24 protein-coding genes are annotated in these 26,353 nt (G+C 57.9%); 13 read left to right on the top strand and 11 right to left on the bottom strand.

Annotation, left to right across the window (positions count from 1 at the left end):
* Positions 1 to 46 precede the first annotated feature (46 nt).
* Positions 47 to 1,438, top strand: a complete 1,392-nt coding sequence (gene mnmE, locus MUN80_RS17450) for a tRNA uridine-5-carboxymethylaminomethyl(34) synthesis GTPase MnmE (protein WP_262922015.1) — start codon at positions 47 to 49, stop codon at positions 1,436 to 1,438.
* Positions 1,439 to 1,446: 8 nt separating this feature from the next.
* Here mnmE and MUN80_RS17445 read toward each other — a convergent pair whose 3' ends face one another.
* Entirely contained in the window at positions 1,447 to 2,346 is a 900-nt protein-coding gene (locus MUN80_RS17445) for an aldo/keto reductase (protein WP_244714749.1), read from the bottom strand.
* A 312-nt stretch (positions 2,347 to 2,658) separates the two neighbouring features.
* Here MUN80_RS17445 and MUN80_RS17440 point away from each other — a divergent pair, with 312 nt between their 5' ends.
* Positions 2,659 to 3,948: a citrate synthase gene (locus MUN80_RS17440; RefSeq protein ID WP_244714748.1), complete on the top strand. Its 1,290-nt coding sequence runs from the start codon at positions 2,659 to 2,661 to the stop codon at positions 3,946 to 3,948.
* Between the two features lie 100 nt (positions 3,949 to 4,048).
* Here MUN80_RS17440 and MUN80_RS17435 read toward each other — a convergent pair whose 3' ends face one another.
* The 7 genes from MUN80_RS17435 to lepA all read right to left on the bottom strand — a co-directional run bounded on the left by MUN80_RS17435 (position 4,049) and on the right by lepA (position 11,096).
* Positions 4,049 to 4,405 (bottom strand): hypothetical protein, encoded by a 357-nt coding sequence (locus MUN80_RS17435; RefSeq protein ID WP_244714747.1) that lies wholly within the window; start codon positions 4,403 to 4,405, stop codon positions 4,049 to 4,051.
* Between the two features lie 258 nt (positions 4,406 to 4,663).
* Positions 4,664 to 5,029 (bottom strand): hypothetical protein, encoded by a 366-nt coding sequence (locus tag MUN80_RS17430; protein WP_244714746.1) that lies wholly within the window; start codon positions 5,027 to 5,029, stop codon positions 4,664 to 4,666.
* 296 nt (positions 5,030 to 5,325) lie between these two features.
* Positions 5,326 to 7,248 carry an OmpA family protein gene (locus tag MUN80_RS17425; protein ID WP_244714745.1) on the bottom strand — a complete coding sequence of 641 codons (1,923 nt, stop codon included), beginning with the start codon at positions 7,246 to 7,248 and terminating at the stop codon, positions 5,326 to 5,328.
* A 38-nt stretch (positions 7,249 to 7,286) separates the two neighbouring features.
* Complete coding sequence (locus MUN80_RS17420; protein ID WP_244724908.1) at positions 7,287 to 7,868, bottom strand: 7-carboxy-7-deazaguanine synthase QueE; 582 nt, start codon at positions 7,866 to 7,868, stop codon at positions 7,287 to 7,289.
* A 207-nt stretch (positions 7,869 to 8,075) separates the two neighbouring features.
* On the bottom strand, positions 8,076 to 8,990 hold the full coding sequence (locus MUN80_RS17415) for a bifunctional 5,10-methylenetetrahydrofolate dehydrogenase/5,10-methenyltetrahydrofolate cyclohydrolase (RefSeq protein ID WP_244714744.1): 915 nt from the start codon (positions 8,988 to 8,990) through the stop codon (positions 8,076 to 8,078).
* Between the two features lie 16 nt (positions 8,991 to 9,006).
* Complete coding sequence (locus MUN80_RS17410; RefSeq protein ID WP_244714743.1) at positions 9,007 to 9,204, bottom strand: hypothetical protein; 198 nt, start codon at positions 9,202 to 9,204, stop codon at positions 9,007 to 9,009.
* A 104-nt stretch (positions 9,205 to 9,308) separates the two neighbouring features.
* Positions 9,309 to 11,096, bottom strand: coding sequence for a translation elongation factor 4 (gene lepA, locus MUN80_RS17405; RefSeq protein ID WP_135392460.1), 1,788 nt, complete (start codon positions 11,094 to 11,096; stop codon positions 9,309 to 9,311).
* Positions 11,097 to 11,229: 133 nt separating this feature from the next.
* On the opposite strand from lepA, the gene MUN80_RS17400 reads away from it, so the two are divergent.
* The 5 genes from MUN80_RS17400 (at position 11,230) to MUN80_RS17380 (ending at position 15,072) form a co-directional block, all read left to right on the top strand.
* Positions 11,230 to 12,069 carry a hypothetical protein gene (locus MUN80_RS17400; protein WP_244714742.1) on the top strand — a complete coding sequence of 280 codons (840 nt, stop codon included), beginning with the start codon at positions 11,230 to 11,232 and terminating at the stop codon, positions 12,067 to 12,069.
* Positions 12,070 to 12,131: 62 nt separating this feature from the next.
* On the top strand, positions 12,132 to 12,533 hold the full coding sequence (locus tag MUN80_RS17395) for a GlcG/HbpS family heme-binding protein (RefSeq protein WP_244714741.1): 402 nt from the start codon (positions 12,132 to 12,134) through the stop codon (positions 12,531 to 12,533).
* A gap of 173 nt (positions 12,534 to 12,706) precedes the next feature.
* Positions 12,707 to 13,060, top strand: a complete 354-nt coding sequence (locus MUN80_RS17390; RefSeq protein ID WP_244714740.1) for a hypothetical protein — start codon at positions 12,707 to 12,709, stop codon at positions 13,058 to 13,060.
* Positions 13,061 to 13,189: 129 nt separating this feature from the next.
* The gene (locus MUN80_RS17385) at positions 13,190 to 14,059 is read left to right on the top strand and encodes a carboxypeptidase-like regulatory domain-containing protein (protein ID WP_244714739.1); all 870 of its coding nucleotides are present in this window, start codon (positions 13,190 to 13,192) and stop codon (positions 14,057 to 14,059) included.
* A 149-nt stretch (positions 14,060 to 14,208) separates the two neighbouring features.
* A complete protein-coding gene (locus MUN80_RS17380) occupies positions 14,209 to 15,072 on the top strand; it encodes a carboxypeptidase-like regulatory domain-containing protein (protein ID WP_244714738.1) in 864 nt (287 codons plus the stop codon).
* Between the two features lie 505 nt (positions 15,073 to 15,577).
* On the opposite strand, the gene MUN80_RS17375 is transcribed toward MUN80_RS17380, so the two are convergent.
* The gene (locus MUN80_RS17375; RefSeq protein ID WP_244714737.1) at positions 15,578 to 16,048 is read right to left on the bottom strand and encodes a hypothetical protein; all 471 of its coding nucleotides are present in this window, start codon (positions 16,046 to 16,048) and stop codon (positions 15,578 to 15,580) included.
* A gap of 126 nt (positions 16,049 to 16,174) precedes the next feature.
* Between MUN80_RS17375 and MUN80_RS17370 the strand changes: the two genes are divergently transcribed.
* Positions 16,175 to 19,639, top strand: a complete 3,465-nt coding sequence (locus tag MUN80_RS17370; RefSeq protein WP_244714736.1) for a methylmalonyl-CoA mutase family protein — start codon at positions 16,175 to 16,177, stop codon at positions 19,637 to 19,639.
* 63 nt (positions 19,640 to 19,702) lie between these two features.
* On the top strand, positions 19,703 to 20,215 hold the full coding sequence (locus MUN80_RS17365) for a DUF1493 family protein (RefSeq protein WP_244714735.1): 513 nt from the start codon (positions 19,703 to 19,705) through the stop codon (positions 20,213 to 20,215).
* Between the two features lie 31 nt (positions 20,216 to 20,246).
* Here MUN80_RS17365 and MUN80_RS17360 read toward each other — a convergent pair whose 3' ends face one another.
* Entirely contained in the window at positions 20,247 to 21,098 is an 852-nt protein-coding gene (locus MUN80_RS17360; RefSeq protein WP_244714734.1) for a GIY-YIG nuclease family protein, read from the bottom strand.
* A gap of 475 nt (positions 21,099 to 21,573) precedes the next feature.
* Between MUN80_RS17360 and MUN80_RS17355 the strand changes: the two genes are divergently transcribed.
* The 3 genes from MUN80_RS17355 (at position 21,574) to MUN80_RS17345 (ending at position 24,119) form a co-directional block, all read left to right on the top strand.
* Positions 21,574 to 22,353: an MBL fold metallo-hydrolase gene (locus tag MUN80_RS17355; protein WP_244714733.1), complete on the top strand. Its 780-nt coding sequence runs from the start codon at positions 21,574 to 21,576 to the stop codon at positions 22,351 to 22,353.
* Between the two features lie 223 nt (positions 22,354 to 22,576).
* Positions 22,577 to 23,059: a hypothetical protein gene (locus MUN80_RS17350; RefSeq protein WP_244714732.1), complete on the top strand. Its 483-nt coding sequence runs from the start codon at positions 22,577 to 22,579 to the stop codon at positions 23,057 to 23,059.
* Between the two features lie 232 nt (positions 23,060 to 23,291).
* Entirely contained in the window at positions 23,292 to 24,119 is an 828-nt protein-coding gene (locus MUN80_RS17345; protein ID WP_244714731.1) for an alpha/beta hydrolase, read from the top strand.
* Positions 24,120 to 24,261: 142 nt separating this feature from the next.
* Here the strand turns inward: MUN80_RS17345 and MUN80_RS17340 are convergent, their stop codons facing one another.
* Positions 24,262 to 24,939: a hypothetical protein gene (locus tag MUN80_RS17340; protein ID WP_244714730.1), complete on the bottom strand. Its 678-nt coding sequence runs from the start codon at positions 24,937 to 24,939 to the stop codon at positions 24,262 to 24,264.
* 505 nt (positions 24,940 to 25,444) lie between these two features.
* On the opposite strand from MUN80_RS17340, the gene MUN80_RS17335 reads away from it, so the two are divergent.
* Positions 25,445 to 26,260 (top strand): hypothetical protein, encoded by an 816-nt coding sequence (locus MUN80_RS17335; RefSeq protein ID WP_244714729.1) that lies wholly within the window; start codon positions 25,445 to 25,447, stop codon positions 26,258 to 26,260.
* The last annotated feature ends 93 nt before the right edge of the window (positions 26,261 to 26,353 follow it).

Genomic DNA, 26,353 nt, shown 5'->3' with positions numbered 1-26,353 from the left:
GGTTGCGTACCTTTGCGGCTTCACTTTTACGGTTTACCGTTTCGCCGTGGCCCTTCCGCTTCCTCCCGCGCTTTCCGATACCATCGTTGCCCTTTCCACCCCACCCGGTGCCGGGGCCATTGCCATGCTGCGCCTGTCGGGCCCCGAGGCTATTGCCATGGCCGATGCCGTGTTTGCCGGCAAAAAGCTTCAGGACCAGGCCAGCCACACCCTGCACTTCGGCACCATCCGCGACGGGGCCCGCATCCTGGATGAAGTTGTTATCTCGCTTTACAAGGGCCCCAACTCCTACACCCGCGAGGATGTGGTGGAAATCAGCTGCCACGGCTCCGACTACATCGTCGAGCAAATTCTGACTTTGCTCACCCGCCGCGGGGCCCGCCTGGCCGAAGCCGGGGAATTTACCAAGCGCGCCTTCCTGCATGGGGCTTTCGACCTGGCCCAGGCCGAAGCCGTGGCCGACCTGATTGCCGCCGATTCGGCCCTTTCCCACCAGGTAGCCTTGCAACAGATGCGGGGTGGCTTCAGCCAGGAGCTGCGCGACCTGCGCGGCCGGCTGGTCCAGTTTGCGGCCCTGCTGGAGCTGGAGCTGGACTTCGGCGAAGAAGACGTGGAGTTTGCCGACCGTACCGGTTTGGTCAAGCTGCTGAACGAAGTGCAAACCCTGGTCCGCCGCCTGCTCCGCTCCTTCGAACTCGGCAACGTCATCAAGAACGGCGTCACGACCGTTATTGCCGGCCGGCCCAACGCGGGCAAATCCACCCTGCTCAACGCCCTGCTCAACGAGGAACGCGCCATCGTCTCGGCCGTGGCCGGCACCACCCGCGACCTGATTGAGGACGAGGTCAGCATCGAGGGTATCCGCTTCCGCTTCGTGGATACGGCTGGCCTGCGCGACACCGCCGACGTGGTCGAATCCATCGGTGTGGAGCGCACCAAGAAGCGGGTTACTCAGGCAGCCCTGCTCATCTATCTGTTTGATATTACGAGCACAACACCCCAGGCGCTTGAAGCCGAAATTGAAGCCTTGAATCCTGGCCGCACTATCCCGGTGCTGGCCGTCGGCAACAAGCTTGATGTGGCCTCTGATCCGGAAATTGAAGCCTTCCACAATCAGCCCGACGTGCTGCTCATTGCCGCTGCCCGCGGCGACGGCCTCGACGAATTGCGCGAAGCCCTACTGCTGAAAGTGCGCGGCGAGGGTCTCGACCGCACCGGCCAAAGCACCATCGTCACGAACCTGCGCCACGCCCGCAGCTTGGAGCAAACCAACCAGGCTCTCGACGCGGTGTTGCTCGGTATTCAGGCTGGCACCGGCACCGAGCTGCTGGCCGCCGACCTGCGCCAGGCCCTGGCTGCGCTGGGTGAAATCACCGGCGAAATTTCCTCCGACGACCTGCTGACCAGCATCTTCACCCAGTTCTGCATCGGTAAGTAACCTGGTGCCTAGCGGTGCTGGTCGTACTGATTCGGCGACAACGCCCGCCGTAGAGTTTGTAGCTGGGCGGTGCTCAAGGGTACTTGTTGTCCGGACCGGATGGCATCATCAAGCTGCTCAGCGGTTCGAATGCCGAGCACGGCGGAAGCAATAACGGGCTGGGCCAATACGAAGCCCACCGTTACTTCGGCGGCCGTTTGCTGTAAGCTGTCCGCAACCTGCCTTATTGCCGCCGCGGCCTGCTCTACCTGTTGCGGCGCGTAGGTCAGGTAGGGCTTGGCCGGTTTACCCACCAGTAGGCCCTGGGCGTAGCTACCCCGCGCCAGCACACTGATCTGGTGCTGGTGCAGCAATTCCAGACAGCTTTCCTCAGGCCGCCGGTCCAGCAGGCTGTACTGCATCATCACGCTGGCAATGCTGGACTTGCGTACGTACTCCCGGATGACACTGGGTCGAATCGAGGAAATGCCGTATGCCCGGATTTTACCCTGCTCCTTCAGCAATTCAAACGCCTCGATGGTCTCGTCTATCGGGTCGTCGAGGGTGCCGCCGTGCAACTGGTATAAGTCGATATAGTCGGTTTGCAGGCGGCGCAGGCTTTGCTCTATGGCCTGCAGCATATAGGTTTTGCGCGGGTTCCAGTCCCAGCCACTGCCGTCGGGGCGCCACTGACTACCGACTTTGGTAGCCAGCACTACCTCCTGCCGCCGGCCCTGCAAGGCTTTGCCAACGGTTACTTCATTCCCGCCCTTATCATAGAGGTCAGCTGTGTCAAAAAAGGTAATACCCGCATCCAGGGCCCGGCGTAGCAGGGTGGCATTGGCCGTATGGTCTGGACCCAGCGACATGCAGCCGAAGCTGATTTGACTGACCTGAATTGAGGATTTACCCAACTGATTGTAGTTCATGCCGTATAGGTTGCAGCCCGGTTATCGGGATTGTTTTTGTGATTATCCTACCGTTTTCGGGCATTTTGGTTAAGGTACTCTGGCTTTTTGTCCGAAAAACAGGCCCTTGAGGGTGGTTTACAAGTAACTTTTCCGGAATAGTAGAATCTAACCCTTCTTGGGCGTAATTTGCGCGGCGGCCCACACTGAGCCGTCTTGTATCCAAACAACACCCTGGGGCAAGCTGTAGTAATGGTGTTTCTCTCCCGCACTTGCCGGCTCGCCGGTTTAATCTTTAGTTTCGCCCCGCAACCACCTCTCTAACCCAGTCCTATGGCAGAGTCTGCTGAACTGATCCTCGACGGGAAGTCCTACTCCTTCCCCGTCACCGAGGGCACCGAACACGAAAAGGCAATTGATATTGCCAAGCTGCGTGACCAGACCGGTTACATCACTATCGATTCGGGCTACAAAAACACGGGAGCTACCAAGAGCGCCATTACGTTCCTCGACGGCGAGGAAGGCATTCTGCGCTACCGCGGCTATCCGATTGAACAACTGGCCGAGCAGTCCAGCTTTCTGGAAGTTGCCTACCTGCTGATCTACGGCACGCTGCCCACCCAGGCCGAGCTCGACAACTTCAGCCACCAGATCACCAAGCACACGCTCGTGCACGAGGACGTGCGCAAGATTTTTGACGGCTTCCCCTCGGCCGCTCACCCCATGGCCATCCTGAGCAGCCTGATCTGCTCGCTGACCGCCTTCTACCCCGAAAGCGTGTCGCCGGATCTGAGCAAGGAAGAAATTGACCTGAACGTGATTCGTCTCATGGCCAAGATTTCGACCATTGCCGCCTGGACCTACAAGAACAACATGGGTCACCCGCTGAACTATCCGCGCAACGACCTCGACTACTGCTCGAACTTCCTGTACATGATGTTCAGCTTCCCCACGGAGAAGTATGAAATCGACTCGCGTATCGTATCGGCCCTCAACAAGCTACTCATCCTGCACGCCGACCACGAGCAGAACTGCTCCACCTCGACCGTGCGTCTGGTAGGCTCAGCCAACGCTAGCCTCTATGGCTCGGTATCGGCTGGTATCAACGCCCTGTGGGGCCCCCTGCACGGTGGTGCCAACCAGGAAGTACTGGAGATGCTGCAGGCCATCCAGAAGGACGGCGGCGACACAAGCAAGTTCATTGCCAAGGCCAAGGACAAGAATGACCCCTTCCGCCTGATGGGCTTCGGTCACCGCGTCTACAAGAACTTCGACCCCCGCGCCAAGATTATCAAGAAAGCTGCCGACGACGTACTGGGCGCATTGGGCATCAACGACCCCCTGCTCAAGATTGCCCAGGAGTTGGAGCAAGCTGCTCTCACCGATGAGTATTTCGTTGAGCGTAAGCTGTATCCAAACGTTGACTTCTACTCCGGCATCATCTACCGCGCCATCGGCATCCCGACCGAGATGTTCACGGTAATGTTTGCCCTGGGCCGCCTGCCCGGCTGGATTGCCCAGTGGAAGGAAATGCGCGAAAACAAAGAGCCCATCGGCCGTCCCCGTCAGGTATACACCGGTGAGTTGGAGCGCGACTACGTAAGCATCGAGCAGCGCTCGTAATTTCGTACTGCCCCTAATGAAAAAGACCCGCTTGCAGCGGGTCTTTTTTTGTATCAGTTCCTTGAAACCAATGCTGAGAACAGCGCGGGCTACTTACCAGCTAGCGGCCATTGAAGGCCATAACATTCAGTTTCGACTGCGTATAGGCAGCCATCTGCCGGGGCCACAGGATGGCAGCTAAATCCCACTCATAGCGCATCTGCACTTGGGCCAGTTGCTCATCCAGGGCGGCGGTGCCACCGTAGCGGGCCTTTAACTCGGCAACCTCGCTGAGCATGCGCAGATTCAGCTGCTTCACCTTCAGGTATTGCCCTTCATCGAGCTTAGTTGTTTCGGACATGCGCCGGGTCAGGGAGGCGGCCCGGCCCTTCAGAGCCTCGTCGCCACTGCCGGCCTGCGTGGTGAATGGAACGGCGAAACTTGCCAATAGGATGGCAACTACGTACAGCTTTTTCATAGCGGTGGGAAATGGTTGAGTTGGTGGTGGAGCTGCAAACTGACTATACCTGTAAGGGCTTAGTAACCAAAGCACTCAGGGCGTTTAATCATATAGTGAATATACTACTTGTATTAAATAAAAACAATAAAATATGGATATTTTCTAGCGTATAATTTACTCCTTAGTATAGTCCTCTCGTCTTACTGGTTCTAGAGCAGCAAGCACCCGAAAAACAAGAAAGAGCCTGTTGCGGCAGGCTCTTTCTTGTTTTTCGGGCTATTTGGCAGCTCCCAGAGCTGTCATGCTGGTGCGGGCCTGCTGGTAGACGGCGTACTGGGCAGGCCGTAGCACGGAGGCTAGTTCGGCCTCATAGCGGGCCTGGGCGCTGGCCAGCTGCTGATCCATAATGGCGGGGTCGGCGGCGAAACGGGTTTTGAGGTCATCCACTTCCGTGAGCATGCGCAGATTCAGCTGCTTCACTTTCAGATACTGACCTTCGTCGAGCTTGGCTTGCTGAGCAATCGTGCGCGTCAGAGTCGTTGCCCGGGCCTGAAGGCCAGAAGGACCATCGGGGTCAATGGTAGCCAGAGCGGCGGTTTGCGTGCCTAAGGCCAGCAAAGCCAACAAATAGACTTTTTTCATAACAGTGAAAGGGGTAAAGTGAACATGGTAGTTAAAGCTTGCAGTCCTTCAAAAACCACTGGCAGAAACTAAATCAGCTAACTGGGCTTGGAGGCTGGTTTTCTGAAGAACGACCAAACATAACTTCAAATATTTAATAATACAAAGAATTTTTATAATTATTTTATTCAAATACTTTCATAGATGTTTATTATATATTTGATTGTCAGCATTATAATATTCATACCACAAAGACATACTCCAATAAAAAAACCTGGCCGTTGCGGGCCAGGTTTTTGTTCTTTAGCGGAAGAGCTCTAAAGGATCTTCAGTTCGATACGGCGGTTCTGCTGCCGATGCGCATCCGAGTCGTTGGCTACCAGGGGCTTAGTCTCGCCATACCCCTTATAGCGCAGGCGAGTGGCCTTTACCCCGTGCTCTACCAAGTAGGTGTACACCGACCGGGCCCGATTCTGCGACAAAGTAATATTGTCCGCGTCGGCCCCCACGTCGTCGGTGTGGCCCGATACTTCTACCTGCACATCCTGGTACTGGCGCATGAACTGAATCAGGCGGTTGAGTTCGGTGCGGGAAGTAGGCTTAAGCTCATACTCATTCGTGTCAAAAAACAGGTTATTGAGCACGATGCTGCGCCCGGCCCGCACGGGTTCCAGGTAGATATCCAGGGTCAGCGGGTCGAAGGTGCGCTTGTCGGAGTAGTCGAAACTCAGGCTCTTCATTAGGTACTTGTCGGCCACGGCGTACATGGCATATTGCCGGCCTTCGTTGAGGACCACAGTATAGTCGCCGTTTTCTGAGTCGGAGGTTACATACTGGGTCAACTCATCGGTTTGCAGGTCATAGAGCTGCACGTCGGCCTGAATGGGCTTTTTGGTAGTAGCGTCGAATACCCGGCCCTGGGTGTAGGTGCTGGTTTCACGGGCCTTGACGGGCTGGGGCACTTCGAAGGCAAACAATTCGACCGGCCGGTCACGCTCGGCTTTCATGCCTACTTCCGGGGCGCGGGAGCGGCTGCAGAAGCCCCGGCGGTTGTCGGAGCTGATAAACAGGGAAGCCTCGTTCTCGAAGGTGTTTAGTGGGTAGCCTAGGTTTAGCGGGTCGCTCCACTTGTTGCCGGTTTGCAACTCGCAGCGGTACACATCCAGGCCGCCCATGCCTACCAGGCCGTCGGTGACGTAGTAGAGCGTAGTACCGCTGGCGTGGATAAACGGAGCCATGTCCTTGCCCGGTGTGTTGACCGGCTCCCCCAGATTTTTAGCGGCACTCCAACTGCCGTTTTCTTGCAGGGTGGTCACGTAGAGGTCTTCCTGCCCCTTACCACCGCGCCTAGTAGAAGTGAAGTACAGTGTGCGCCCATCGGCCGACAAGGTGGGCTGGGAGTCCCACTCTACCGAATTCACGTTGCGGCCCAGGTTCTGAGGCTTGCTCCAGGTGTTGCCGGTGCGGCGGGAGATGTAGAGGTCGCAGTTGCCCACCGCATTAGGCCGGTCGCAGGAGGCGAAAACCAGGGTTTTGCCGTCGCCGGAAATCGTACCAGCGCCTTCGTTGTAGCTGGTATTGATGGCAGCCGAAATCGGGACGGGGTTGCCCAGGGAGCCGTCCTTGTTCTGCTTGGCAATAAACAGGTCCTCGTTGCTTTGCACCGTGGCCCGGGCCGTGTACAGCAAAAAACGGTTATCGGCTGTTAGAGCAGGAAAATACTGGTAACGGAACGTGTTCATGGGCTCCGGCAGGCGCGTAGGCTCAATACCAACGGGGTTGGCCATGGCTTTCACGGCAAACTCACAGTTGAGCAGTTGGCGCTGGGCCCGAAAGACGAAGCGCTGCCCCTTCGGCGCCGTTTTGACGAAACGCTTGTAATTGTCGCCGGCCGTGGCATAGTCGCCGAAGCTCATGGCCAGGTCGGCCAGGGTATAGTAATCCAGGGAGCGGGCCGGGTCGAGGGCTACTTTGCTCAGGCCGTCGCGGTAGGCTTCGTAGGCGCCGCGGTTTTCCCCCATAGCCTTGAGCAGGGAACCTTTCATAATGTAAGGCTCTCCGAGCGAGGGAAATTTCTGATTGAGGGTGGTCAGCGTTTCAATGGCCTTGTCAAACTGCCGTTCCTTAGCCTGGGCCTGCGCTTTATCGTACAGGTTTTTGGCTTTGGTGTTGGAGCTCGACAGTTTGTTCTGCCCCACTGCCGCTGAAGGCAGGAAGAAACTCAGACCAAATAGCAGCAAAAGGGGAATTGGTAGCAAACGGCGCATAGGGCAGGAAGCTACGGAATATCAAGGTATTTATGCGTCTGCAACGACACCTGCCAGCGCGGATTTTCTTTTACATAATCCACTATCAACGGCATCATTTGCGAGGCTTTGCTCCATTCGGGCTGTAAGTACAGGCGGGTGTGCTCCCCCACCAAGGCCGCGTGCTGCTCGGCCCACTGAAAGTCGCTTTTGTTAAAAACGATAATCTTGAGCTCGTGGGCCTGCTGCAATACCGAAGGCAGCGGGGCCTTGAATTTCTTGGGCGACACGCAAATCCAGTCCCACTGCCCGGTGAGCGGATAAGCGCCCGAGGTTTCAATCCAGTTCTGGCAACCCGCCGCGTGCAAAGCAGCCGTGAGCTGGGTCAGGTCGTGCATGAGGGGCTCGCCGCCGGTAATGACTACGTTGCGGCCGGCATGAGCCGTAGCGGCGGCTACCATGTCGGGGATGGCCACGCGCGGGTGAGCATCAGCGTCCCACGACTCTTTTACGTCGCACCACACGCAACCCACGTCGCAGCCGCCCAGACGCAGGAAGTACGCGGCGCGGCCGGTGTTATAGCCTTCGCCCTGAATCGTGTAAAACTGCTCCATCAGGGGCAGCGCGGCCACCGCCGGCTCTGCGGCCAGGGGTGCCGACGTAAGTGGAAGTACGTGCAGCAAAACGAGAGAAAAACGGGTAAGTCCGGCCGCGGCCCAACGAAGCAAAGTGCGTCTGCACTATGCTCCTGAACCGCAACCGGACCTCAAAAGTACGATAACCGCCTGTATTTCGAAAGGTTGAAGGCCTATTTCCGCCGTTTAGCGCGGGTATATCTCCCCTTTCGCTGCCCGCAGCGTGTTGAGCAGCAGCATGGCAATGGTCATGGGCCCTACCCCGCCGGGTACGGGCGTAATGTAACTGGCTTTGGGAGCCACCTCCTCAAAATTCACGTCGCCTTTCAGGGCCCAGCCAGCCTTTTTGGTGGCATCTTCCACGCGGGTGGTACCTACGTCAATTACCACGGCACCAGGTTGCACCATATCGGCTGTGACGAAGCCCGGGCGCCCCAGAGCAGCCACCACGATGTCGGCAGTGCGGGTAATTTCGGCCAGGTTCTGGGTACGGGAGTGGCATAAAGTAACTGTACAGTTACCTGGCTCCAAGTTCTTGGCTAGCAGAATACTAACTGGCGTACCCACGATGTTACTACGCCCAATTACCACACAGTGCTTACCGTCGGTTACCAACTCGTAGCGGCGCAACAGCTCCACGATGCCCGAAGGCGTAGCGGGCAGTAAGGCCGGCAAACCAGCCACCATTCGGCCAATGTTCATCGGGTGAAAACCGTCCACGTCCTTTTCCGGCCGAATGGCTTCGATGACCTTATTGGGGTCGATGTGCTTGGGCAGGGGCAGCTGCACGATGAAGCCGTCAATCTGCTCGTCCCGGTTCAGCTCGTCGACCTTAGCCAGCAGCTCAGCTTCGGTGATGTCGTCTTCGTAGCGTAGCAGGGTGCTTTCGAAACCAACCCGCTCGCAGGCCAGCACCTTGTTGCGTACGTAGGTTTCGGAGCCGCCGTCATGGCCTACGAGGATGGCGGCCAGATGGGGCACTTTCAGGCCGTCGGCCCGGCGCTGGGCTACTTCGGCGGCAATTTCCACTTTGATGTCTTCGGCGGTCTGCTTGCCGTCGATGAGGCGGTAGGTGGCGGGTGCTTCAGGAGCAGTGGTCATGCTTTATCAGGTTAAGTTATACTAATCCTTGGTCGGGGTTGGGAGTTGTGGGGTGGGCTTGCTGGTGGCGGGCAATGGCGGCAGCGCCTTCGGTCAGAATGGCCTGCTCCATCTGGGGCCAGTCGTCGCGCCACCGGAACTTACGCTCCTGGCCTTTGACAATTTTTTCCAGCTGAGCCTGGCTCGTGCAGTTCTTGGTGAGGGAAGTAGACATGGGATAAGGGAAAGTCATACGACGCCTTTGCAAGAATTGTATGAGGTGAAAAAAGAGGGAATGTGGGTAAAAAAAAACGCGCCCCGAAGGACGCGTTTCTGAAATCAGTCGAGTTTAAGGACGGCCAAAAAGGCTTCTTGGGGTATTTCCACGGAGCCCACCGAGCGCATCCGCTTCTTGCCTTCTTTCTGCTTTTCGAGCAGCTTGCGCTTACGGCTGATGTCGCCGCCGTAGCACTTGGCAATTACGTTTTTGCGCAGGGCCTTCACCGTTTCACGGGCAATGATTTTCTGCCCGATGGAGGCCTGAATGGCAATATCGAACATCTGACGGGGCAGCAGCTCACGCAGCTTTTCGCAGATGCGCTTGCCCCACTCATACGACTTGGAACGGTGCACGATGGCCGACAAAGCATCGACCTTCTCACCGTTTAGCATGATGTCGAGCTTGACCATGTCTGACTCGCGGAAGCCGATGAGCTCATAGTCGAGCGAGGCGTAACCGCGGCTGATGGTCTTGAGCTTGTCGAAGAAGTCGAACACGATTTCGGACAGGGGCAGCTCGAAGTTCATTTCCACCCGGTCGGAGGTCAGGTAGCTCTGGCCCTTGATGATGCCGCGCTTCTCCATGCACAAGGTGATGATGGCGCCTACGTAATCCGAAGCCGTGATGATCTGGGCTTTGATGTAGGGCTCCTCGATGTGCTTAATCAGGTTTGGCTCCGGCATTTCGGAGGGCGCGTTGATGGTCAGCAACTGGTCTTTAGTGCCGGTGGCGTGAAACTGCACGCTGGGCACGGTGGTAATGACCGTCATGTTGAACTCGCGCTCCAGGCGCTCCTGCACGATTTCCATGTGCAGCATGCCCAAAAAGCCGCAGCGGAAGCCGAAGCCCAGGGCCGCCGAGGTTTCGGGCTCCCACACCAGGGAGGCGTCGTTGAGCTGCAGCTTTTCCATCGAGGAGCGCAGCTCCTCGTACTCGGTGGTATCGACGGGGTAGATACCGGCGAATACCATGGGCTTCACGTCCTCGAAACCGACAATGGCCTCCTGAGTGGGACGGGCTACGTGGGTAATTGTGTCCCCTACTTTTACTTCCCGGGCTTCTTTGATGCCCGAAATCAGGTAGCCTACGTTGCCGGCCGCAATTTCCTGGCGGGGCTCCTGGTTCAAACCCAAAATACCGATTTCGTCGGCACCGTACTCCTTGCCGGTCGCCATGAAGCGGAGCTTGTCGCCCTTGCGCATGGTGCCGTTCTTAATGCGGAACAGTACTTCAATGCCGCGGTAGGAATTGAACACCGAGTCAAAGATCAGAGCCTGCAACGGAGCTTCCGGGTCGCCTTTGGGGGCCGGAATACGGTCGCAGATGGCGTTGAGAATATCCTCGATGCCGATGCCGGACTTGCCCGAAGCCGGAATGATTTCGTCCCGGTCGCAGCCGATCAGGTCCACGATTTCGTCGGAAACTTCTTCCGGCATAGCGTGGGGCAAATCGATTTTATTCAGAACCGGAATAATGGTCAGGTCGGAGCCGATGGCCAGGTAGAGGTTGGAAATCGTCTGGGCCTCAATACCCTGGGAGGAGTCGACGATCAGCAAAGCGCCTTCGCAGGCGGCAATGGAGCGCGACACCTCGTAGCTGAAGTCGACGTGGCCGGGGGTATCAATCAGGTTGAGCGTGTACATCTCCCCTTTGTAGGGGTACTGCATCTGGATGGCGTGGCTCTTGATGGTGATGCCCCGCTCCCGCTCCAGATCCATATTATCGAGCAGCTGAGCCTGCATGTCGCGCTTCGACACGGTGCTGGTGAATTCCAGGAGCCGGTCGGCCAACGTGCTTTTGCCGTGGTCGATGTGGGCAATGATGCAGAAATTGCGAATGTTCTTCACTAGTGGCGTATTTTCAAAGACAAAGGTAGGCAAAACCGCCCGCAAATGCTATTCGGGAGCCGCCGGAGCCTGCTGGAACTCAACCCCAGACTCACTACTTTTAGTCCGCGCTAGGCTTTTTAATTTCTCCACCATGTCTGCTCCGGCTCCGGCTGCTCCCTACAGCTCTACTACCAAAACCACCATTACGGCCCTGAATAGCACTGCTATTTACTTGCTGGCTTACTTATTGGTGAACGGGCTTTACCAGCTAGCCACTGTGCGTATGGCCGTGCGTCTGAGTATTCCGGGCGTGTGGCAGGTAAGCAGCGTCAAGTTCAGTATCACCGACCCGGAATGGTGGCGCTCGGCCGTTATTGCTGTTTATGGCGTAGGGCCGGCAGTATGCGCAGTGGTGGGAATAGTAGCAGCCGGGTGGTTCTGGAAGCGGGAACGGGGCCAGCGGGGCTTGTTTAAGCTCTTTCTGGTCTGGGTAGCCTTTCATGCCTGCAACCACGTACTGGGCGCCATGGTGGGCGACACAGTTACCGAGTCGGGCTTTTGGTATGTGCCGAGCTGGCTGTTTCTGGCCGGCAATATTCCCAACCTTATTGTAGCTGTAGTCTTCGGGATTGCACAGATGATTATCGGCTACTTCGCGGCAGTTGGCTTTCTGCAAACTCACGACTCTATTACCCTAATGCAGTATAACAACCGCCGCACCCTGATTATGGCCACCATCTTGGTGCCCTGGGTGGCGGGCAGCATACTGCTAACCCTGCTTAAGCTCCCTGACCTGAGCATGAATGAGCGGCTGCATTTTCTGACCATGGGCCTGCTGCTGCTCCCCTTGAGCGTGGGCTGCCTAAACGAGTTGTTTGAGTTTACCGTGGAGGCCCCGCAGAAAACCCGCCTGGCTTCGGGGCTGATGTTGCTGCTACTGGTAGTGGCAGCGGGCTGGTGGGCCGTTTTGCACCAGGGCATTCATTTCTAGCCGGGGCGGACTAACCTTCCGCAGCATTAGCTGTTGGTAAGGCTCACCCCAACCTACCCCCGATGAGCATTCTTCTCGAACAAGCCCAAAGCGCCGTGCGCGCCGCCCAGCAAAAAGCCCTGGAAATGGGCGTCAAAATGAACATTGCCGTGGTGGATGCCGGGGCCAACCTCACGGCCTTTGCCCGCATGGACGGTGCCTGGCTCGGCTCCCTGGACATCTCCATCAGGAAGGCCAAGACGGCCCGCTTCTTCGATATGCCCACCGGTGAACTGGGCAAGATTTCCCAGCCCGGCGGCCCGCTCTTCAACATTGAACACTCCAACGGCGGCCTGATTACCTTTCCCGGCGGTATCCCGATTACCGACGGCAACGGCCAGGTAATCGGGGCCATCGGCGTGTCGGGTAGCACCGTGGAAGACGACCACGCCGTGGCCGAGGCCGGCGTAGCAGCCCTGCGCTAGATTTCGCCAAAGGCTCCCTTTTCGCAACAGCCGAACTTCCGCCCGGAGGTTCGGCTGTTTGGGTTTCGGGGCAAGCTCTCCGTCAACCAAGGGCCTGCCTGAACGTACTGTCTGCGTATGCCCGGGGTGCCACCCGGGAGCCTCTCTCTCCTACCACTACACCACACTCCATCATGAGCGTCAAACTTAATTCCGCGGCCGTAACCTACGCCAAGCAGCTGATTCAGGACGGTAAAATCAAGAACGACGAAGGCCACTGGGGCGAGCATAACCCCGACTCCAGCGCCGAAAACAAGTTCCTGGACAAGCACGAAATGGATGAGTACGCCAAGTGGCACCTGGGCCAGGACGCCAGCCACGGTGAAGACAGCAAGGGCCGCTACAAGTTTCCCTTCGGCGACTTCAAAACCGTGCACCGCGACGGCCTTATTGCCGCCAAGGAGCGGGCCGCCCAGCAAGGCTATTCCGACATCGAAAAGGCCGCCGACGAGCTGCTCCAGGCCCTGGAGAAAAAGGCCGCCCAGTAGCCCCGCCTGCTTCTAAAAACGATTCTACGCAGCCCCGGCCTACCAAGAGCCGGGGCTGCCGGCTTTTCCCCTAAGCAACCATTTGCCCGGCGGGCAGCATCTACTTCCAAAACTCTCTTACCTGGTTGTATGCCTGCTGCTCGTTTTCGCTTGCTCCTGAGCCTGGGGCCTTTGCTTTCTTCTCTCAGCGGCTTGGCCCAAACTGAGTCCCTGGGCCAGGTCGCCAGCCGCAGCGGCAGCCCCGTTCCCTACGCCTCGGTGGGCGTGAAGGGCAAGGCCGTGGGCACTGTGGCCGACGAGCAGGGTCAGTTCCGCCTTTCTACCCTCGACCGGGCCCTGCCTACCGATACAGTCGTGGTGTCGTGCGTGGGTTACCAGCCCCAGACCCTACCCCTTAGCCAGCTGCGCCAGCGCCCCCGCCTGGCCCTGGCACCGGCCGCCACCGCCCTGCGGGAAGTGGTGGTGCGCAGCAAACAAGGCAAGCAAACCATTCTGGGCCACAACGGCTGGAGCCGGTTTACGGCCCTGAACTTCTACACCACCCGCGACACGGTGCCCCACGACCGACTCGGGCGCGAAGTGGGCGTGCTTATGCCCGTGAAGCACCGCAGCCAGCTGGAAAGCTTTCATCTGTACGTGGCCAGCAACCAGTTTTCCTCCGTCACGCTGCGCCTGAACCTCTACGCGGTACAGAACGGCATTCCGCAGGGCTCTTTGCTGCAACAGGACGTTATTTTCGAGGTTAAAAACCTAAAGCGCGGCTGGCACGAGGTCGACCTTCGCCCCTACGCCATTGAGCTGGCCGGCCAGCAGCAGGTGGCTGCCTCGGTGCAGTGGCTCAGCAGCCAGACCGTCGACGGCAACCACCGCTACTTCGGCATTTCCACCGACCTGAGTCCGTTTCACACCACCATCCTGCGAGACAAAAGTCAGGAAAACTGGGAGCGAATCAAGACTAACACCAGCCTCTACTTCACTGCCTGGGCCAGCCCGGAGTAAGCCAGCTGTAGCTGGACTTGGCCGGGCCAATGTTTTCCATCCGGCCAGCAATACAACCCGCTGGGAAAGCCGTAGATTTATAGTCCGGCCGGGCCGCGTTCAGCACGCCTGGGGCCGGCAGTACTTCTCCGCTCTAATTCTCCCACCGAATGCTGCCTCGCCTGCTGGCTAGCCTATTGCTGCTTTTGTTTTCCGCTTCCGCCTGGGCCCAAGCCGTCATTGTCACCGGCCAGGTGCTCAATGCCTCAACCCACGAACCCGTGCCCTTCGCCATTCTCGGCATCCGGGGCAAGTCCATTGGCACGGCCGCCGACGAGCAGGGCCGCTACCTGCTCCGCCTCCCCTCGCCCGACCTGCGCGACACGCTCATCGTCTCCTGCGTGGGTTTCGAGCCGCGCCTGGTGCCACCGGCTCAGCTTGTGGCCGGCCAACGGGTGTTTCAGCTCACACCTCAGCCACAGGTGCTCAAAGGAGTTACCATCCAAAGCCGCAAGGTGAAGCCCGGCAAGCTGGGCCGCACCACCGACAAGGCCGATGTGCGCTGGCTGGGCGGTAGTTCGGGCAAAACCACCGTCGACGACGAGTGGGGCTGGGAAATCGGGGCTCTGCTGACGCCCGAGCGCCGCTCTACCTTGGAAGAGCTCCACGTCTACTTCACCGATAACAAGTACGAGCTGCTGCGCTTCCGCCTCAACCTCTACACCGTCAAAGACAACCGCCCCGACCAGCTCCTGAGCACCCAGGACGCGCAACTCATCTGCCCGCCCACCCGCAAGGGCTGGCTTAAGCTGGATCTGCGCCCATATAATATCGTGCTCGACGCCCAGCCCGTAGCGGCCACCCTGCAATGGCTGCAAAGCGAGAAGAAAAATCCCGAAGACAAGTACTTTTCCATCCCCGTCGTGCGCCAGAAGCAGCCCGGCATGGTGGAGCGCGAAAACGGCCACGCCGCCTGGACCATCCACAACCTGCTCCCCAGCCTCTATTTCACCGTCCTGACCGAGCAGAAGTAGGAAGTAGCGGCAGTATCTAACGTATCAGTAACGTCTTTTTAGTAGCGTCTGGTTTAACAACGTCTGTCATCCTGAGGCGCAGCCGAAGGACCTTCCTCACCTCCACCACCAAGCCTAATACCAACGCCTCATAACCTTCTCCCGCCCCCAAAGGCGCAGCAGGTGCAGCAGAATCCGGGCTAACCGCCCGCAGCGGGCCACCGACGCCAGGCACTGGCTCCTACCCGTAAGAGTCATGCCACCTCCGTTGAAGCGCATGTCAGCTCCCGCGAAGCGCATGTCAGGCCCGTTGAGGTGCATGTCACGGTATTTCAACCTCATGTCACCCCCATCAAGGTTCATGTCATGCCTGTTGAACCTCTTGCCACCTTGGGTGAAGTCCATGTCACGCCCGTTGAGGCTCTTGTCACCGGCGTTAAAGTCCATGCCACCCCGCCACCAGCCCTTGCCAGGTCGGCCGAAGCCGATGACACTTGGGCAACGAACCAAACTCTTCTGCACCTAGCTAATACACCTCCGGCTCGTAGAAGAATGTATTGGGGGTGGCTACCGAATAATATCCCAAGCCTGAGTAGCCAATAAACCAACTGTCGTCGTCTTTAAAGGGAGCATCATTCCAGATATGCAGCGAAGAGCCGTTGGCGAAACCAACGGTTAAGTCGCCCCATTCCGTTAAAACGGCACTGGTAACCGGAACCCCTTCCAGCTTCTTCAAAGCAGGCGCTAAGCTGCTATCGGCATCTTCCTGCCACGTGCAGAGAACACGCCCCGGTTCAACGATTCGCCAGGCGCAGTAAACCATCAAGGAGAATTCACTTTGGGGAACATCCGACTGTAGCGCGGCCTTAAATTCCATAGTAAATATGGAACCCGTACCGGACCCGGCGTTGCTGCGCCAAGCCTGCTGCCCGGGCAATTCCTGGATGACTTTTTCAAACTCAAGAAAGGAAACACTGCGTTTACCTGGTTCAGACATTACGTAATGAATACGAAGGTTTAGGTCTTGAAATGTAGCACAACCTGACGTGAATAGCCCCATTCCTCTCGCCGGGGCTTTTTTCGTACCTTCGCCTACCCAAATTCCACCCCATTCCCCCGCGCTATGCAAGCAGCTCCCGCCGCTCCCTATAAGCCGAAAAACCACATCCGCATCGTCACCGCCGCCGCGCTGTTCGACGGCCACGACGCGGCCATCAACATCATGCGCCGCATCATCCAGAGCAGCGGCGCCGAGGTCATCCACCTGGGCCACAACCGCTCGGTGCAGGAAATCGTGGACTGCGCCATCCAGGAAGATGCCCAGGCCATTGCCATTACCTCCTACCAGGGCGGCCACAACGAGTACTTCAAGTACATGCACGACCTGCTCAAGGAGCGCGGGGCGGGCCACATCCGCCTCTTCGGCGGCGGCGGCGGCGTGATTCTGCCCTCCGAAATCGAGGACCTGCACGCCTACGGCATCGAGCAGATCTACTCCCCCGACGCCGGCCGCGCCATGGGCTTGCAGGGCATGATCAACGATTTGCTCCAGCGCTGCGACTTCCCCACCGGCCAGAACCTGAACGGCGAAGTAACCCACGTCAAGGAAAAAGACGCCCGCAGCATCGGCCGCCTCATCTCCGCCGCCGAAAACTTCCCCGAAGAGTTCGAGCGGGTCAAGTCCCAGCTCGTCGCCGACTTCCAGAAGGTCGAAGGCACCGCGCCCACGACCACCGCGCCGCAACCCACCACAACTCCCATCTTGGGCATCACCGGCACCGGTGGCGCGGGCAAGTCGAGCCTGGTCGATGAGCTGGTGCGCCGCTTCCTGATGGACTTCCCCGAAAAGACCATTGCCATCATTTCGGTTGACCCCTCGAAGCGCAAAACCGGCGGGGCCCTGCTCGGCGACCGGATCCGGATGAACTCCATCAACTCGCCCCGGGTGTACATGCGCAGCCTGGCCACGCGCCAGAGCAACCTGGCCCTGAGCAAGTACGTGCAGGACGCCGTCGACGTAGTCCGGGCCGCCGAGTTCGACCTCATCATCCTCGAAACTTCCGGCATCGGGCAGTCCGACACCGAAATCATCGAGCACTCCGACGCCAGCCTCTACGTGATGACGCCCGAGTACGGGGCCGCCACCCAGCTGGAGAAAATCGACATGCTCGACTTCGCCGACGTCATTGCCCTCAACAAGTTCGACAAGCGCGGCGCCCTCGACGCCCTGCGCGACGTGCGCAAGCAGTACCAGCGCAACCACGGCCACTGGGACAAGCCCCTGGACGAAATGCCCGTGTTTGGCACCATCGCCTCCCAGTTCAACGACCCGGGCATGAACCGCCTCTACCGGGCCATCCTCAGCATGATTGAGACTAAAACGGGCGTTCCGTTTGCCTCTCAATTGGCTACGACCAAAGAGGACTCCGAGAAAATCTATATCATTCCGCCGCACCGCACGCGGTATTTGTCTGAAATCGCCGAAACCAACCGCCAATATGACCAGTGGGTTCTCAAACAAGCTGACACCGCTCAGCAACTCTACGGAATCAAGCAAGCCATCGGAGCCGTCCAAAGTGTCGGCAACCCCGCTGCAGGACCTGGCGCCGGGAACGGCAGCAGTGGACCCGACCCCGGAAGTCTCGTGGCCGGCCTGGAGAGGACCTTCGAGGAGGTCAAACTCCGCCTGGACGGGCAGAACTGGAAGCTCCTGGAAACCTGGCCGCAAAAGGTAGCCGCCTACAAAGCTCCGGAGTTCGTCTTCAAGGTGCGCGACAAGGAAATCCGCATCCAGACCCACACCACTAGCCTTTCCAACCAGCAGATTCCCAAAGTCAGCCTGCCGCGCTATACCGCCTGGGGTGACCTCTTGCGCTGGCAGCTCCAGGAAAACGTGCCCGGCGAATTCCCCTACACCGCCGGCGTGTTCCCCTTCAAGCGCGAGGGCGAAGACCCCACCCGCATGTTTGCCGGCGAAGGCGGCCCCGAGCGCACCAACCGCCGCTTCCACTACGTGAGCATGGGCCTGCCCGCCAAGCGCCTCTCCACGGCCTTCGACTCGGTGACCCTCTACGGCGAAGACCCCGACCACCGACCCGACATCTACGGCAAAATCGGCAACGCCGGGGTGAGCATCTGCTGCCTCGACGACGCCAAGAAGCTCTACTCGGGCTTCAACCTGGCCAACCCCAGCACCTCGGTGTCGATGACCATCAACGGCCCCGCCGCTACCCTGGCTGCCTTCTTCATGAACGCCGCCATCGACCAGCAGTGCGAGCTATACATTAAGGAGCAGGGCCTCGAAGCTGAAGTAGAAGCGAAGATCAACCAGATCTACGCCGACAAGGGCCTCAACCGCCCCCGCTACCAGGGCGAATTGCCCCAGGGCAACGACGGCCTGGGCCTGATGCTACTCGGCGTTACCGGCGACCAGGTGCTGCCCGCCGACGTGTACGAAACCATCAAAAAGCGCACCCTTTCGCAGGTACGCGGCACCGTGCAGGCCGACATTCTCAAGGAAGACCAGGCCCAGAACACCTGCATCTTCTCCACCGAATTCGCCCTGCGCCTGATGGGCGACGTGCAGGAATACTTCATCAAGGAGAAGGTTCGCAACTTTTACTCGGTGTCCATTTCGGGCTACCACATTGCCGAAGCCGGCGCCAACCCGCTCACCCAGCTGGCCCTGACGCTGAGCAACGGCTTCACCTTCGTGGAGTATTACGTGAGCCGGGGCATGAGCGTGAACGACTTCGCGCCCAACCTCTCGTTCTTCTTCTCTAACGGCATCGACCCCGAGTACGCCGTCATTGGCCGGGTAGCGCGCCGCATCTGGGCCAAGGCCATGAAGCTCAAGTACGGCGCCGACGCCCGGAGCCAGATGCTCAAGTACCACATCCAGACCAGCGGCCGGAGCCTGCACGCCCAGGAAATCGACTTCAACGATATCCGCACCACGTTGCAGGCCCTCTACGCCATCTACGACAACTGCAACTCCCTGCACACCAACGCCTACGATGAGGCCATTACCACGCCCACCGAGGAATCGGTGCGCCGGGCCATGGCCATTCAGCTCATCATCAACCGGGAGCTGGGCCTGGCCAAAAACGAAAACCCGCTGCAAGGCTCCTTCATCATCGAGGAACTCACCGACCTGGTGGAAGAGGCCGTGCTCATGGAGTTTGACCGCATCACCGAGCGCGGCGGCGTGCTGGGCGCCATGGAAACCATGTACCAGCGCGGCAAGATTCAGGAGGAAAGCATGCACTACGAGATGCTCAAGCACACGGGCGAGTATCCCATCATCGGCGTGAACACCTTCCTCTCCTCCAAAGGCTCGCCCACGGTGGTGCCCGCCGAGGTTATCCGGGCCACGGAAGAGGAAAAGCAGTACCAGATTGAGATGCTGCAAAACCTCCACACCCGCAACGCCGACCAGACCGAAGCTCGCCTCAAGCAGCTCCAGCAAGTCGCCATCCAGAACGGCAACCTCTTCGCCGAGCTAATGGAAACGGTGAAGTACTGCTCCCTGGGCCAGATTACGAATGCCTTGTTCGAGGTTGGCGGGCAGTACCGGCGGAATATGTAATTCGCCTATCCAACTAAGTAAAAAGGGCGCTACCTTGCTGGGGTAGCGCCCTTTCTCTTTTCTATGGAAACCATTGAAGTTCGTTTTACTGACTTACGCCGCATGGCAATGCAAGTACTAGCCTTTGTGGAAACACAGTTAGCTTGTGAAGCCCAAGAAAGGTTACGCACCAGCATAGAAGACGATATGGGCAGTTATGGCGACGACACAGTAGAATTGCTAGAGAATTTCGCCAAGCAGTTCAATGTTGATGTTACGAAGTTCGATTTTACTGGCTTTATCAGCCCTGAAGGTTTCGAAGATGGCAATCCACTTCATCTGATTGTATTCTTACTCTTTATCTCGGTTTACGCCGTAGCCTGGGCTACTAAGCTAATGATGGGACTTACCTATTTGCCCTTTAACCCCAAAGCAGCTATAAGCCTTATCAAAGTGCCCATTGGCAACCCTTTCGCCCCAACACACGCACTACATCCCAAGTCCCGTCATGACACCCTGACCATCGGCGACTTTGTAGCTTCCGCCGCTGCAGGGCGCTTCGTGAAGCGGGAGCGGGTACGTTTTGTGTTGGTGTAGCTTAGCTTAAGGAGCCATTTGCTTGGGCTTCTTAAGCTAAGAATTCTGGATAATATTGGTTTACCAAAGCTAACCCTTCATCAATGATGCTGATGGTTACTGTCTCTTCATCATCTAGTTCATAAGTTCCGCTTAGACCTCCAATCAGATTTGCGCCGCCACAAGACTGGTATACTTCACGAAGTCGCTTTAAATGGTGAGGACGGAATATGCGAAATGAACTTTGGGTAAAAACTCGATAAATTACTTCATGAACTGTATGCAAATGGATTTCGGTCGCTTCGTCGTAGAACTCTTTTAGAAGGAAAGAAAACTCCCAGTACCCTTTATTGGACTTCTCTTCAGTTTTTGTTCTGCGAAGTATCAATTTTAGTGTACGACGTACTGCAGGGGGCATTTCATTTATAACCTCTCGCACATTATAATACTTTTCTGGAAAGCATGCTTCACCTTCTGGAAGCTCCATCGTGAATTCGCGAAACTCAGTCTTTCGCTTAATCTTATTTTCACTTTCCACTCGAGCTTGCATGGCTCTATGTATTTCTTTAAGCGTCGATGGAATCTTCGTTTCGACTTGTTTAGATTTAATTATTCGAAAAGGGGTTATTTTTACTGGCTTAGGATTAACAATTAGATTAGTTTCAATGCTATTTTCTTCCACCAATGCTTTAATGTCATCGGTGTAGTGAAACCATTCTCCACGGATACGCGAATCGTGAAATCTTTCATGAAGCTGAGCTTCAACATTACCGGCCACGGCCATGATCACCACTAATTCCGACGAATTAGAACATTGATGACTTTTCAGACGAGCCATAACATCGTCAGTACGGCCAATTTTAACTTTCCCGGAATCAACTTCCTTGATTATGTATGTAAACATGATTGAGAAATGAATTAGAAAAACAATTATTTTCAACTTCAACTACCGTCTGAGAAAATTACTTATGTTTTTTTCAAATTTTTAGATACTTATCGTATCACCCTGCTCTCCTAATCTCAGCAGGGCGGAGTGTCGTGCATAAAGGTGCACCACCCGCCTGGGCAAGCTGGATGGAGTAGAGATTCTACAACAGCTTCTCACGCCTCTTCAGCCATTTCAAAGACGGCGCTGGGGTGCGGGCGCGCCAAGAGTCGTTCTATCATTTCACCACTATATCCTATCGTACCGTATCTGCCGCGCTAGCGGCAAACCCATAATCACGACGCCTGGAGAAATCCGGGCGGCTTTTTTATGCTCTACAGATGCGAAACACCCCAGCGCCACGCCAGCTACCCTCTCCCAACCTCTCCCCAGAACTTTCGTCCCCGCCTCTGGTTAGCAACCCAATCCCCTTTACCCACACAACCAAACCCCGATGAAATCTAACCTTATCCTCGCGGCGGCTCTGGCGGCGCTTGCTACGCAGGCGCAGGCCCAAACTGCCCCCGCCCCGCGCGCCGCCGCCGACCAGATTGCCACCAAGAAAGGCCCGCTCACGGTGCAGCCCATCACCCACGGCAGCGTAGTGTTTACCTGGAACGGCAAGACCATCTACGTGGACCCCTACGGCGGAGCCGCCGCCTACGCCGGCCTGGCCGCCCCCGATGTCATTCTCATCACCGACATTCACGGCGACCACCTGGACCCCAAGACGCTCTCGGGTCTTTCCGTGGGCAAGGCCCTGATGATCGTGCCCCAGGCCGTGGCCGATAAGCTGCCCGCCGAGTACAAAGCCCAGGTCCGCATCCTAGGCAACGGCCAGAAACTCGACACCCTGGGCATGGTAGTTTCGGCTATTCCGATGTACAACCTACCCGAAGCCGCCGACGCCATGCACACCAAAGGCCGGGGCAACGGCTACGTGCTCAGCCTGGGCGGCAAGAACGTGTACCTCTCCGGCGACACCGAGGACATTGCCGAGATGCGCGCCCTCAAGAACATCGACGTGGCCTTCGTCTGCATGAACCTGCCCTACACCATGGACGTGAATCAGGCCGCCCAGGGCGTATTAGCCTTCAAGCCCGGCATCGTGTATCCGTATCACTACCGGGGCCAGAGCGGCCTGAGCGACGTGGAAAGCTTCCGGAAAACGGTGACCACAGCCAACAAGAAAATCGACGTGCGGCTGCGCAATTGGTACCCGGCGGCTAATTAAGCTAACGCAATAACGCAGCACGGTTTACCAAGCACCGGGCGTAGCCGGACCCCAAACTGGCGCGAGTTATGGCCTAGCCGTCACTCGCGCCTACCTATGACTTAGAGGGTGTACCTCTATTGTCGTAACCCGCCAAACCCACAACCGCACCGCCTCCCGGCAGGCATACAGTATGGCCTCGCTAAATGGGTAGCAACCGCACGGAAGCAACTATTCTTTTTCCATGAGTGACGAGAGCAATAATTCCGTTCAACACCATTGGCGAGCTAACCGGTTACTGGGCTTGAACAGCATAAGTTACGGCAATGACACGGTCACTTTGCTGAATATATTCTCCTCGTATGACGCCAGCAAAGACGTCAAAACGCATTATGCATTCCCCCTAGCCGACACGACAATTGCCGGCCTGGAGAAATACAACGATGATTTATGGACCGAAATCCAGTTGTATACCTCTCAGGTAACAACAAAGGACCTGACCATATCGTGTGGGGAAGGCGCGATGGGCAACGAGGGCTGTATCGTCGCCACTACTAACCATAATGAAGTAGTTTGGGCCCTTTTTTCTACAGAATCCAATCCATTCCTGAGGCTAGAACTAGTTGACGATGTCTTAATGGCCTACTCTGATTATGTAGTATACACCATCAACCTTGCTAATCTCACAGATATAACTGTCAAGCAATCTACCCCAAAGTGGCCCTAATGGGCGCGAGTTTTGGCCCTGCCGTAACTCGTGACCAGCCATAACGTGGAGGCCACCCCTCCACTGCTGCAACACGGCAAACCAAAACCACGCCGCCCAGAGAAATCCGGGCGGCGTTGTCATGCTGATGAAGCCCACTCTCTTCCGGCCATTTTACGCCCACAGGCAACGCCGGGCCGTCCGCTGCCATCTGGGGGAATACGCACTACCGCGCCCCCTGTACAGCCCCCGCATGAAAGCCCTCTTCCTTGCCCTGCTGATCCTGCTCAGCCTCCCCACCCTCAGCCAGCAGCTCCCTCCGGGCGTGGTGGGCGACTACACCCCGGGCACGGCCAAAGACGCCCAATACGGCGTCCTGGTGCTCGGGGGCGCGGAAGGGGGTAAGCCCACCGCCCTGGCCAGAATGTTCATCGACCAAGGCTACCCGGTCTTGTCCCTGGCCTATTTCAAGACCGCACCCCTGCCGGCCGAGCTGGAGAACATTCCCCTGGAGTACTTCGCCACCGCCATCAAGTGGCTGGCCCAGCAGGCCCCCGGCAAGCACAAAGGTGTACTCATTGTCGGCTGGTCGAAAGGAGCCGAGCTGGCCCTGCTGCTGGCCAGCCGGTATCCGGCCGTGAAGGGCGTCGTGGCCATTTCCCCCAGCTCCGTGGTGTGGGCGGGCATCCTCAAGGACTGGAAAAAGACGCCGGGCTCCAGCTGGACGGCCCACGGCCAGCCCCTGTCATTCGTGCCGTTCAAGTCCGAGAGTGCCACTTCCCTCCTGACGCTGTACGCCAACTCCCTCAACAATGAGCCGGCGGCCGCGGCGGCCACTATTCCCTTGGAGCAAAGCAAAGCCGCCGTATTGCTGCTTTCCGGTTCGCAGGATGCGGTATGGCCCGCAGCCCTCATGTCCGAGCAGCTGATGGCACGGCTCAAAGCAGCGAACTACTCCCGCTCCTATAGCCACCTCAATTACCCGGAGCTGGGCCACCTTCTGAATGAAAAATTCCTCAGCGCCACTCCCGAGCACCCCTCCCGGTCCGCCATCCTCTCCTTTCTGGGCTCAGTAGAATGAGCCCAAGTCGCTGCTGCCGGGCGAGCCGCCCCGTATGTACACCTGCAGGCGGTGTTGACGGCCCGGCACAATCGGCTTTAAACCAAAGAACCGGCCCGCTCCCCAACCAGGGAAGCGGGCCGGTTCTATTTCCACTCACTCTCTACGCCTCCTGCGCCTCCTCACTCCGGCGGCCCGTCGTTACCAGCTTGCGCGTCTGCCGATACCCCTCATACAGCTCCCGGTTCAGCAATTTGAAGGCTTTCATATCCGCGTCCAGCTCCCGGATTTCCACCATCAGCTCATTCACCAGGTCTTCGAGGGCGGCCCCGGCCACGACCCGCTCGTTGATGGCCTTGCGCGGGGCCGGAGCCGCCGCTGTAAAGGCCGTCAGCGCGTCGCGCAGGGGCTGCAGCGTGGCCGGTTTGAGGCCCTGCTTAGCCAGCTCGGGCACTACGTCGGCGCGGGCGCTGCTTTTCAGCACCGACTCGGCTACCCCGACCAGGCCCAGGGGCCGCAGCTGCTTCAGCTTCTTGCCGCTCAGCGTCACCGCAGCCAGCAGGTCGTTGTCGCCGAGGCGGGTGGCAATCCGCTCCAAGGGACCTAGCAACGCTGGTAGCAGCTCCAGGAGCGTTTTCTTGGCCGCTTTGGCTTCCTGGCTCAGGGCCTTGGTTCGCTTAGCCACGCTGCCCCGCGCCTGCCCTACCAGGGCATAGAGGTCCGTTAGCTGAACGGCCTGTTCTTCGGCCGCCGCGCTGGCCGCAATGGCATCCTTATTCTTAGTCACAAAATCCACCACCTGTCCACACATCACCACCTGATCTTCCTTGTATTTTTTCATTAGAAATAGATATATCTGGCGAAACCACTCCGCCGGGCGTGGTAAACCCTTGCCTACCAGCTCCAAAGTAGCCCAATAACTCAGCAATAGCAATCCTGCTTTATCCTCTTTTCGCCCCTTCGAAACCACACCCGCCCGAACTGAAACCACCCCTGCCCACACGCAAAACCTTACCGCCCTAGCACGAAACAGTAGGGCCCAAGGACAGAACACCTCCGCCCGGCTCGGAAACACCCCCGCCCCCTTCCAAAACACCTCCGCCCGAAGTGAAAACACTCCCGCCCACACGCAAAACCTTACCGCCCCCATCGAACACACCTCCGCCCCAAACCGAAACCCTACCGCCCCCGGCCCGGACAGCGGCAGGCCGGTTTAGATATACCCACAAGTGGGTATTGCCGCCCCTGTACCCGGCCTCTACCTTTGCCTTATACTTCACCAATTCTGCTCCTAGCCCCATGAAGCACACCTACCCTTACCATTCGCTGCTCGCTTTTTTGCTGCTTTGCCTCAGCCCGCTGGTGGGCTGCTCCGAGAAAGAAGAAGAGGCTCCTACCCCCCCGACATCACCGTCTCCGGCTTCCTCGACGGCACTCAGGCCGACCGTAACATCGGCCAATTCACCCTCAAAGTGGATAACCTGAAGGTAGGCGACGCCAAGATTTTCGTCTCCTCGGTTTCGCCCAGCTCCTTCGGCGACAAAATCGTGCTCAAAGACAACAACGACTACTCCTTTGAGCTGAGCTACCAGATGGGCTTCATCACCAACCCTTATACCAAAACCACGTATTCGGGCAGCATTCCCAAGGCCCTGTTTACCAACACCACCAAGCCCAACGTCTTCAAGGTTGCCGTGGTGGGCACCCAGCCCACGCTCTACCTCAACGACACGAAGCTGGCCAACCCCACGGCCGGCTCGGGCTCGGGCGGCTCCGGCGGTACCGGTAGCACTTGCTACGTAGGCACCTGGAAAACCAGCGGCGGCTGCACCACCGACCCCAGCAAGCAGCTGGTCTACGTCTTCGGCCCCCTCGACAGCAACGGCGTGGGTCGCGGCTCCTCCCAGGGCCCCGACTGCAGCGGCATGTGCACCTCCGCACCCAAGTTCAACTTCACCTACACCGTATCGGGCAACACGATCAGCTACTCCTTCACCGGCGTCGACCCGCCCGTGTGCAGCGTGGCCGTACCCCCGATAGCCACGCCCGCGGGCAAATTCTCCATCACCTACACCTGCGGCAACAACGACAATGAGTTGGTGACCGAAGCCGTTAACGTCCAGACCGGGGTACGCACGGTGCTGAAGTTCACCCGCGGCTAATTTCGTAGGTCCCGCTGTCATAAAAGCCTGAATTGGAAGCCCCGATTTAGGCTTTTACTTTTGCCGGTTTCCCCCTCCCCGGCAGCTAGCCCG

Source organism: Hymenobacter cellulosivorans (assembly GCF_022919135.1).
GTDB classification, from domain to species: Bacteria; Bacteroidota; Bacteroidia; order Cytophagales; family Hymenobacteraceae; genus Hymenobacter; species Hymenobacter cellulosivorans.
Note: the sequence above shows the minus strand (reverse complement) of the source record. Positions and strands in the feature narration are given on the sequence as shown.